The following is a 10,044-nucleotide window of genomic DNA, read 5'->3' as shown; positions in this document are numbered from 1 at the left end:
CCACCCCCACCGCCGCCGCCGATGGTCTGCTACCGCAACGCGGAAGGGCTGACCTGGGACGGGCAGGGCGAGATGCCGTCGTGGCTCAAGCGCGCGGTCAATGCGGGGCAGGGCGTCGAGTTTTTCCGGGTGGGATAGGCCCGCCGATGCATTTGGCCCGCAGACCAACAGCGATCTGACGAGGGCTAACCGACACAACCAACGACGACCGATTCATGAAAACACGCGTTTCCACCCTGTTGTGGCTCGCCGCCATGGCGAGCGGCGGTATGCTGCCCCTCAGGCAGGCGCACGCCGGCGTGTTCGACGATGAGCAGGCGCGCAAAACGGTCATCAACCTGCGCGACCAGTTCAACAGCTTCCAGGCGACGGCGACCCAGCGCATCGAGCAGAACAGCCGCACCACGCTCGACCTGCAGAACCAGCTCGAAGGCCTACGCCAGGAGGTGGCGCGGCTACGCGGCCAGAACGAAGTGCTGCAGAACACGGTGGCGACGTTGCAGAAGCAGCAGAAGGACTATTACGCCGACCTGGATGCGCGCCTGAAGAAGTTCGAGCCGCAGCACGCTTCGGTCGAAGACCGCCCAGGCACGTCGGCGCCGGGCGAGACGCCCGAGTACGACGCCGCGCTCAAGCATTTCCAGGCGGGGGACTTCAAGAGCGCCGGGAATTCGTTCTCGTCGTTTATCAAGAAGTATCCGCAGAGCTCCTACCTGCCGCTGGCGCAATACTGGCTCGGCAACTCGCTCTACGCGCAGCGCGACTATAAGGGGTCCACCTGGGTGCTGCAGAACATGATCCATGCCAATCCGACACATCCCAAGGTGCCGGACGCCATGATCGCGGTGGCTAATAATCAGCTCGAGTCCGGCCAGAAGCCGGCCGCGCGCAAGACGCTGGAACAGGTGGTGGCCAAGTATCCCGGTACCGAAGGCGCGCGCGCGGCGAACAACCGGTTGAAGACGCGGCAGTAAGGGCGGGCGGCTTCCAGCCGGCCACACCACGCGCCAAAGATCAGCTTTAGGTGGATCTTCAGATTCCGACGAACCCAACAATTACCGGAGTGTGGGGTCAGCGATGCCCCCGGTCCTACCGCTGGAATCCCGGTCAGGGGTCTGGCCATCCCCACTACCGGTACACCAGCACAGGGATCGCGCAATGCGTCAGCACCTTCTGCGTTTCGCTGCCCACCAGCAGTCCCTCAAGGCCGCGACGTCCATGCGATGCCATGAAAATCACATCGCATCCGTGCCGGTTGGCGGCCTCGATAATCTCCTTGTACGGCGTCGTCGTGATCGCCGTATCCGTACTGCAGGCAACGCCAGCCGCCTGCGCGGCCGTCACGACCAGGTCGAGCCTCGCCCTTGCCTCGATCGCCGCATGCTCCTCGAATGCCTTGCGAGTCTGGTGGCCCGAGTCGGACGATGTGAGGAAGGGGTACTCATTCATGCAAGTGAATGCCGTGATCTTTGCGCCCATTGCCTTGGCAAACTCGATCGCAGCAGCAGCGGCCTTTCCAGAAAGGTCAGAACCGTCGGTGGGTACCAGTATGTGCTTGAACATGGCTTCGCCCCTCTGTTGTCGGAACAGAATTTCCCGTCATTTTAGGATTCTTTCGCTGCTGTTGGCGCGTCGCATAGGCCTGCGAAGCGACTGTCGCAAACACAGACGCGGCGAACGGACTCGAGGCGGGCCCCCGCAACTGGAAGCGTTGCGTACCCAATTCTCGACGGAGCTGTGGCGGCCACCCGAGGCGGTAACGCTCGCGCAGGAACGCGCCCCCCGAAGCCGGCGAGTGCCGCAGTTTGCGCGAGCTAGACCAGGAGCGCACCGCGCGCCAGAAGCCAGCGGATCGCATCCGCCCGCTCAGTTTTTACTGTCATCGCTGTTGTCACTGCGATCCTGGCGCAGATGGCCGACTACGGACTGACCCTGGAAGACCTGGACGCGGCGGATTGCTTCGCGCCGCCGCCACCGCCCCCACCCCCGGCGGTCTGCTACGGCAACGCGGATGGGCTGACCTGGGGCGGGCAGGGCGAGATGCCGTCGTGGCTCAAACAGGCGGTCAATGCGGGGCAGAGCGTGGAGTCTTTCCGAGTCGGGTAACTAAGCAGGCTATCTCACGCCCACAGCATATCGGTTCGGGGCGAGTATCCCCTGTGATAGCGAATTCGCCTTATCTTGGCATGCCCCGTACTTCGGTCAGGGTTATCGCGTGTGGCGTTCGGCCTGCTCAAGAATCAAGGCAAAGCGCTCGAGGGTGTAGGCAATGTCGACGAGGCGCAACGCAAAGAAATAGACGATACCGGCCACCGCCGCAGCGGTGCCCCATGCCACTGGCACCGTGCCATCTGTATGAAATCCCGCGAGGGTAATGGCGGTGGAGGCCAATAGGGGAATGATACCCACCTTTTCCAAGGCTCCGATGAAGAGCGACAGGCGCCCGCGGGCCTGCGCAGCGACATCGACGAGGTAGCGCCTGGCAAAGGCAATCTGCTCGGCGGTGTACGTATGCCGGATATTGCGGACCGTTTCGTACCAGCGCGCCATGTTCTTCCCGACGGAGCCAATTGTCTGCGCTTCGAGAGTCTTCCATTCCCGGATCGTCAGCACGGTGGAACGCAGCCCGAGCGCCGTGACCGCGAGGACCCCGACCAGGAGAAGAGCTAGCGCCAGAAGACTAGCGCTACGGTAGTGCCCGCTTGCGATCACGACCGACAAGCCCCATCCGAGGCTCAGCCCGAGCAGGCTTGCGCCCTGCAGCCCCCGGGTGAGCGCGGAAGGCGTGGCCGCATGCGGCTCGCTCTCCAGCACCACACGATGCAGGTCGTGCAGCAGTCCGTCGAGCGCCAGCCAGTGCTCTTGGGGAGCCTCATGTGTAGGGGTCATGTGATGCAGCGATTGCGGCCTGGGCATGGATGGGATGGGTAAATGGGCGCCAGGTTGCGGCGCGTTGTGGTCCCCGTCCGGCGAGCGCGAGAGACGAGCGGCTCCGGGACCGGGACTACGCCGGGGTTCGATGGTGTCGATAATAGGTGCCCACCTGCGCGCCGAGTCCACGCCGCACGTCTGGAGATCGATAGCAATCGCTTCGCGATAGGCACCGGCCTACTGGCAGGGTGCCAGCACCGAAGCATGCTACTCGATGACGACATAGAAAGGCTCCGACTGCCCGACTAGGCGATTGTCCCGTTTGCGAACCAAGAAGGCCTCAACGAAGTGAACGCCGCGATACGATAACTGCTCTGCGCGGCTAGAACGATCATCAGATGGGTAGAAATCACCACGTAACACACCGGCTCGCGCAGCCACCTTATCGGTGTTCGTCACGCGCCATTCGACCTTGTAGTCGTCGCTGAACGGAATACCAATTGTGTTGGCTGCGGTGAACCTCACCCAGTTACCGGCCTGTAGAGGGTCCGCGGACCGAATCAGACGCAATACATTTCCGTGTTTCGCGGTTTGCAACTCGGCCGTGACTTTCACGGTGTATTGGTCGGCCCCCTTACGCCAGACGGGTCGGCGGACGTGAGGAAGCCTGCGCAATGTCATGGGCACCGCCGCGGCACCTAAGGCCTTGACCTTTTCGACCAAGTCACGAAAGTGGCCGCCTACGACGATGGCACCATCGGCCGCCGATTCGCTGACCGCCTCGGCTGCACGCTTCGCTTCTCCAGCCCCGAAATTCTCGCCGAAGACGCGCTGCCACTTGCCGATACTTTCATCGCGGTCTTCCTCCGCATAGGCGTCGTCAATCCAGCCGCGATACAGGTTCACCTTGTCCCGAAAGTTCGAGTATTGGACTTGACCCCAGCCACTGGCTTGATCCTCACGTGGCAGTTTTGGGTTGGGGACAATTGGTACGTTCGGTCGAGCCTGTAGCCAGTTGTCTAACCGGCCTACGAGCGTCTTGAGGGTTGTGGTCAGGTCCGCAAACTGTGCGCTTCCCCGATCGCTATCGTATACCTGCATGCCCATCAGCGTAGTGAGCAGGAATGAAGGGCAGGTGAAGTTCCCCTTGATGTCACGCATGTACTTCAACAAGCGGGTGACCTTTTTTAAGTCATTTCCGCCAGCCGTACCATTTTGTCCTTTGACCCAGTCGGTGTACTCCAATGGCGCCGACAGCTCGAACTGGTCCGTGCCGCGATTGCAGACCTCGTATTGGCCGGCGTATAGCCGGTTCATCACGCACGGAGCGATGTCGATTTTTCGTTCACCGGCATACTCGATCGTGGCGCAATGTGAGAATCGACGCACCTTGCCTTCGTACGCCGGAAGCTTGCCGAGTTCTGTCGCGAGCCCGTTGACGTAGTCCTTGGGCGTCCAGCCCTCTTTAGCTTCCACGAAAACGAGCAAGTCTGCGTCGAACGGTTGCCCAGCCTGAGGCTTGATAATGGTCTCGTGGGCCCAGGACCCCTGCGGCGCAAAAGACACGATTTTTGGGCCCCATGCCAGTGCCCTCACTGCATTTTGGACGGCAACGATACTTCCTTCGAGCAAATTCAGCCGTGTGTCATTGAGGTTGACGTGGTCTTCAAGAAACGTCTTGAACAGATCGTGCAGCTTCATTGCATCGCTCCAGTTACCAGTTTTTGCCGTGCTTCGGCGACCAGCTTGCCGGTGGCGTGCCGCGTAGCGTTTTCGTTTCGGTTCCGAAGCCAGTTGTACAGCCAATCAAATACGAGGGGATTACTCGCGCGATGTCGGTAGATCGCGTCTTGCAACCCGCGCGAGCCGGTAGTGAGTTCATCGAATGAGGCGCCGCTGAGCGCCTTCTCCCAACACTTCTCGATTTCGCCTTTTAGCGTGGTCAACGTTTCGATCGTGTCGCGTTGCTTGCGATGCTCCCGAAGAACGAATGCCGCGAATGGCAGCGCCGGTAGATACACGGTTAAGATGAGTTCGTTCAGACTTAGACCCTGGTGCAGGCCGGCCGAGGTCAAGATGATGATGAGTGCAATTGCTGCGCCAAGAAGGATGCTCGCGTACACGTTGCGCACGCGCAAGTCGTAAGCGATGTTGGTGCGCTGGCAGATCAGTCGCCCCACCGCCAAGGGCAGGCCGGCAATGGCGGGCTCGTACCAATTGAGAAGGCGCTTTTGTTCTGCTGCAGGCAGTGCGCTCGATGTCAGCGCCCGAACGTCTTCGGCATCGACCTTTCCACCCGCAACCAGTCGATTCCAATCCAGCTTCAGCACTTCGGTGTCAAATTGCTCCTGCACCTTTGCGCCTCGCTTGCAGTCCTCCCGCTGCATGCGCGAGATGATTCCCACCTCCAGCAGCAATACCACGATAGATCCGAGACCGAGAAAGGGTCGAATATCCGGGAAGCTGGCGCCAAACAGGACGCCAATGGCCGGCAGCAAGAGAGCGCACGCAGCGAACGAATTCTGATACAGCTTTGCGCGGGCATAGAAATGCCGCTGCGCACGCAGCAGTTCAAGCCTTTCCGGCCTGTTTTGTTCGATGTCAATCCGATGTTCGAGGGTCATGGTGTCTAGTCGCGATTTTCTGGCTTGCAACAGTGGCCGTTTCTGCGCTAAAGAGGTCGGCCGCCGCGCGTGGCCCGCACGTGATTGTTCTTGATGGCAGAGGGCCGCTTCTTTGTGCTGTGTCATGCCCCGACGCTCGCCTGTCTTCATCAGGTTCTCCACCGGCGTTTTCGTGATGAAGGGTGATCGCCCCCTCCACTCCAAATGCCTGTGGCACGCCAGTCCTCGAAGTACCACAACCATTGGGCCGTCCAGGCAATGTACGTTTCAGACAGTGGCATCTGCGGCGACCACTCTCGCTTCTTGGGGCGCCACAGGCAGAGGTGCGTTCCCGGTCCGGACCCGGGATAGATGTGGGGAATTTTTGCGGCGCCCGCCAAACCGGTTAGATCCGGTCTCAGTACGTACATCTCGGGTGGGATTGCCCCCGGTTTGATGCGCAATTCGCATTCGTAGGTCCGACCGAATTCGCTTGGTGCCAGACGGAAGCTGTAATGCAATGCACGCCCCGAGAAAAACGTCAGGCTTGCCCCCTCGAGCTGGAGGCCGCGGAGTTCCATTGCCCGTTCGGCAAGCGAGGGAATCGAAACGGCCGGATGCGTGCGCACGAAGCTAGCCCCCGAAAAAAGTGTGCGGACGCGCTGCCACGCTGACAGGCGTGGCGGCTGCAGACGCCAGCAGGATCGTCCGGCCGGCCTCTCGGCTACGCTCCTGACGTCCACTCTCCATTTGCTGGACGGCATGGAAGCCACGGGGTCCGAACGCAATCTGAACGGCTTCTAGCAGCACATCCATGCCTTGGCGGTATTCAATTGCATCAAGGATGCGCTTGAGGTCGTCCAAGAGGCGGCGGTGCCAGGAGCGGAACGCAGCTTGCCGGGCGGCCGAATTCATGCTGGCAGCGAGGTTGTCAGACGGCGCCGAGGGATTGGGCAAGCGCCATTCCTCGGATCCGTCCGGTAACCTCCGGCGTTCGAACTGCAACGGCATGCGCTCCACAATGTCGAGAAGCAGTTCTAGGGGACTGGCGTGGGGCAAAGGTGCCTCGACAGCGTAGGCCATGGCCGCTAGCGTCGTGAGAAAGACAGATGTCGGTGCCAGATCCTGGGCTGTCACGCTGCCAAACGTGACATTGCGGTGAAGCTTCAAAAGCTGGACCAGCCGGCACAGCAGTCTGTCGAAAACTTCTTGTACGTCGGGCAAGGGCGCAACATCGGCGCGTTTGGCCGAATCCATCGCCTCAACGGCGATTTCAGTCGTCGAAAAGTTTGGAGAAATGGCCGCCGCAAGATCAAAGTGCTTGGCGTACCCGCGTGGATTCGTCGAGCCGAAAAGACGCAGTTCGCGGTCGGGAATCAGGCCATGCGAATTCGCGAAGGGGCCGGACAGCAGCGGGGCGTCGATGACCGGGGCAATGTCAGCACACATGCCTTCCGCGTACTCGAGCGTGGCACATCGTTCCCAGCGGCGCAATCGCAAGCCATGTGTGCTCGCATATCGCGAGAGGGCCGCGTGCAGGTGGTCAAGCAGAAGGGCAGGCCCCTGATCTCCTGCATACTTGTGCCGCGCCTCCGGCGCAAGCCGCGCGATCAGATCGATATCGAAGCCTTCGCGGGAGCCGTCCCTCGGCCGCACGATCGTGCCTAGTCGGCGCGAGCCATGTGAGTGGATCTGTACCAGTAGGCCGCGGAACTCCGGACATTCCGCGAGGAAATCCCCAGTACTATTGTAGGAGCGCTCGAGCGCCCCCAGTTGGGTGGGGGTGGGCTCGTGTGCCCGAGCAATGGCATCGACCAAATGAAAGAAACGTGCCGCAGAACGCGTTGAAGCGCGGCGCGGGGGCTGGAAGGTAACGGGTTCTCGGATCATGGTAGCTCCCTCGCGGGTGACGCATTAGACTCAAAATCTTCCGTGAATCGGTCCGCCTATCTGACGGGAACTGAACCGGGCTGGGTATCAAACGCCGCCGCCAACTCAATGGCGATTATCATACATGATCATTGTGATCATGTGAACCGATGCATTTCGTCACTTTGCCTCGCGCTTTCGCGTATCATGGGGGCATGCATACCTCTGTCCCTGTACGGGCCCAGGCTTTCCTGGACCGGTTACCTCAAGCCCAGCGCGAGCGGCTTGCCTACATTGACTTCAGACTGTACTTCCTCGGAGAACTTCGACGTGCGGACGTCGCAGACCGATTCGGCACAGGGCCTGCGGCGGCCACGCGCGACATCGCCCAATATCGGGACCTGGCACCTAACCACCTCGAACTCGATAATTCCGACAAGGTCTACCGCCCGACAGAACAGTTCGTGCCGATGTTCGACCATGCACCTCAGCGGGTCCTGACAGCGCTCTCTCGTGGGTTCGGTGAGGGTCTTGGTGAAGAACTGAGGCCGATGGTGCGCTGTGAGTTTCCCGTTGCGCTGGCCGTGCCCGAGATGTCGATACTTGCCCCAGTTACGCGTGCCATCCATCGCGGAAAAGCCTTGCATCTGGCCTATACGTCCGTGGAAAGCGGGCGTACCGAGCGGGAAATCGTGCCTATCGCGCTTGTGAATAATGGCAGTCGCTGGCACGTTCGGGCTTACGACCGGCGACGCAATGGATTCCGCGATTTTGTCCTGACCCGGATGGAGAATCCCGTCCTGTTGGAGGACAGTCCTGTCTTGGCTAAGGAAGGGGTCGACCAGGACGTTCAGTGGAATCGCATCATTGAACTGGAGCTGGTGCCCCATCCCAAACACCCAAGGCCCGAGCTTGTGATGATGGACTATGGCATGCATGACGGCGTTCTTCGCGTCAGGGTGCGCGCGGCGAATGCGGGATACATGCTGCGTCGGTGGACGATCGATTGCTCGCCCGACCATAGCTTGGAGGGCATTGAGTATGCGTTATGGCTGACGGATCCGCTGGCGCTCTACGGCGCAAGTAATGCGCATTTGGCGCCTGGCTATGTGGATCCCAAGGGCGCTGGTAAAAATAAGCCTATCACGGCCATGTAGCCGTGCTGTCGTTGTGCGCGCATCCGGTAGGGGCGCGTATTGGAACGACGGTGCGATCCAAATGGTGAACCGCTGCGCTTGTCCTGTAAAATCCAGGGGAGCGGCGCACGCCTCGGCGACCACGTCTTGACGACGATGAAACGGGCAGCGACAAAGCCGACATACTGGCAACGCGCCAACCTCGCCCTGACAACAAGGGAGGTGCCTGGCCGCGGCAGGGTCATGCGGCGAAGCCGTCGCAGTCACCTTGAGGCCGATCTTCGTATTGCGATCTCCGGGAAGAGTCCGTACCCGCTTGGATGGGCTGGCGCGCGTGCCTTGTTAAATTTTGAGCGACTGCTTGATCGCGTCCCATTCCCTGGATAGGGCGGGATTGAGTTTTTCAAACAACTTCGACGAAAGCGTCACGGCTGCGTTGGCCTTTCCGGTTTCGTATGCCGTGACGGCTTCCATGGCCATGGCATTGAATGTCTGTCCGGTGGCCCCAGACTGGAAGAGCTTGAACACATCGTCATACACCTTTTCGCAGCGACTTCTGAGCCATTCGATTCGAAGCCACTTGGCCAGGATCTGCTCGCTGAACACTGCCTGCGACGCCGCCACCACGACACCCAGATCGGTGCGCCGAGTCAGCACGCACGCGACCCACAGCGTGGCGTAGATCCCCACCCTGACGCGCTCAATCTGCGCCATTCGCAAGGCAATCGATTTGGTGAAGTGGCAATTTTCGAGCACTTGCGCCGTCATGCGTCTGGCCGGGGCCGATTGCTCGTTGTTGTAGTAACCCTGGGTTTGCTCATGCGTCAGGGCAACGCCCCATGCGCTGCCGAAAAAATCTTGCCGACGCTTATCTTCCGCGCGCGGCGTAAGGTACAGGCGGGATGCAATGCCAATGACGAACAGCGCCAGTGTGGTCAACGCAAACGCAATCAGTACGACGTCATACAGTCGCGGATGGGTGTTCTGATCCACGAACAGCGTGGCAACAGAAAGGACGGCACCAAGGTAGAACAGGTTATCGGCCGCCGTATCCGCGCGTTCGACCGCGCTATAGTAATTTGTGCGTATAGGGTCGATGCGAGGCATACCCGATAGAATAATCTGGAAAGCGGCAAGTGGTTTGCAGGAAGTCGGCGCAGCCGAAACCATGATCGGCAGCCCCAAAGATCTTACCAGAGAGATTGGGTCCATCGCTCGTGACTGTCCGTCATTCAGATGGAGCAATCGCCAAGCGTTCTTGGGGAAATTCGCGAGCCGGCGCCGGCGAATCATCTTCCGCCCACCTTTAGCCCGCTTGTGAGTTGGCCAAAAATTGGGCGCCGAAGCGCCCCCAGGGGTCAATAGTGCTGTGGCTGGCACTGGCGCACCGCGCTCAATGAGGGAACTCGTCGTTTCAATCGACAGGAGATTGGCGCATAGCCCTTGTAGAAGGAACTCGCGACTTACGCGCCGGCAACCAGACGTACGTCGCAGCGTTTGAGCGCGCACACGAATCCGAGTAGACAGTTCCCGTTCCTAGGGCGTGTTCACACTAATTGGATTTA

The 10,044-nt window shown here is 60.4% G+C and carries 10 protein-coding genes; 4 read left to right on the top strand and 6 right to left on the bottom strand.

All coding sequences use genetic code 11. The features are described from left to right. Together CF68_RS34965 and ybgF are read left to right on the top strand one after the other, a co-directional pair. The coding region (locus tag CF68_RS34965; RefSeq protein ID WP_035828219.1) for an H-NS family nucleoid-associated regulatory protein at positions 1 to 138 on the top strand (138 nt) is incomplete at its 5' end. A 77-nt stretch (positions 139 to 215) separates the two neighbouring features. Beyond that, positions 216 to 974: a tol-pal system protein YbgF gene (gene ybgF, locus CF68_RS34960; RefSeq protein WP_035828214.1), complete on the top strand. Its 759-nt coding sequence runs from the start codon at positions 216 to 218 to the stop codon at positions 972 to 974. A gap of 154 nt (positions 975 to 1,128) precedes the next feature. Here the strand turns inward: ybgF and CF68_RS34955 are convergent, their stop codons facing one another. After that, positions 1,129 to 1,563, bottom strand: coding sequence for a universal stress protein (locus CF68_RS34955; protein ID WP_035828212.1), 435 nt, complete (start codon positions 1,561 to 1,563; stop codon positions 1,129 to 1,131). A gap of 288 nt (positions 1,564 to 1,851) precedes the next feature. On the opposite strand from CF68_RS34955, the gene CF68_RS34950 reads away from it, so the two are divergent. Next, positions 1,852 to 2,106 (top strand): H-NS family nucleoid-associated regulatory protein, encoded by a 255-nt coding sequence (locus CF68_RS34950; protein ID WP_255351182.1) that lies wholly within the window; start codon positions 1,852 to 1,854, stop codon positions 2,104 to 2,106. 102 nt (positions 2,107 to 2,208) lie between these two features. Here the strand turns inward: CF68_RS34950 and CF68_RS34945 are convergent, their stop codons facing one another. The 4 genes from CF68_RS34945 to CF68_RS34930 all read right to left on the bottom strand — a co-directional run bounded on the left by CF68_RS34945 (position 2,209) and on the right by CF68_RS34930 (position 7,364). Continuing rightward, complete coding sequence (locus CF68_RS34945) at positions 2,209 to 2,889, bottom strand: hypothetical protein (RefSeq protein WP_035828207.1); 681 nt, start codon at positions 2,887 to 2,889, stop codon at positions 2,209 to 2,211. A gap of 249 nt (positions 2,890 to 3,138) precedes the next feature. After that, the gene (locus tag CF68_RS34940; RefSeq protein WP_035828205.1) at positions 3,139 to 4,572 is read right to left on the bottom strand and encodes a cyclic GMP-AMP synthase DncV-like nucleotidyltransferase; all 1,434 of its coding nucleotides are present in this window, start codon (positions 4,570 to 4,572) and stop codon (positions 3,139 to 3,141) included. Then, positions 4,569 to 5,645, bottom strand: a complete 1,077-nt coding sequence (locus CF68_RS37415) for an S-4TM family putative pore-forming effector (protein WP_152548617.1) — start codon at positions 5,643 to 5,645, stop codon at positions 4,569 to 4,571. The genes CF68_RS34940 and CF68_RS37415 overlap by 4 nt, the downstream gene beginning before the upstream one ends. A gap of 462 nt (positions 5,646 to 6,107) precedes the next feature. Then, a complete protein-coding gene (locus tag CF68_RS34930) occupies positions 6,108 to 7,364 on the bottom strand; it encodes a hypothetical protein (RefSeq protein ID WP_035828200.1) in 1,257 nt (418 codons plus the stop codon). A 194-nt stretch (positions 7,365 to 7,558) separates the two neighbouring features. Between CF68_RS34930 and CF68_RS34925 the strand changes: the two genes are divergently transcribed. After that, complete coding sequence (locus CF68_RS34925) at positions 7,559 to 8,500, top strand: YafY family protein (protein WP_035828217.1); 942 nt, start codon at positions 7,559 to 7,561, stop codon at positions 8,498 to 8,500. Between the two features lie 321 nt (positions 8,501 to 8,821). On the opposite strand, the gene CF68_RS34920 is transcribed toward CF68_RS34925, so the two are convergent. Then, positions 8,822 to 9,664, bottom strand: coding sequence for a hypothetical protein (locus CF68_RS34920; protein ID WP_235205999.1), 843 nt, complete (start codon positions 9,662 to 9,664; stop codon positions 8,822 to 8,824). Positions 9,665 to 10,044: the final 380 nt, after the last annotated feature.

Source organism: Cupriavidus sp. SK-4, assembly GCF_000611125.1.
Classification (GTDB): Bacteria; Pseudomonadota; Gammaproteobacteria; order Burkholderiales; family Burkholderiaceae; genus Cupriavidus; species Cupriavidus necator.
Note: the sequence above shows the minus strand (reverse complement) of the source record. Positions and strands in the feature narration are given on the sequence as shown.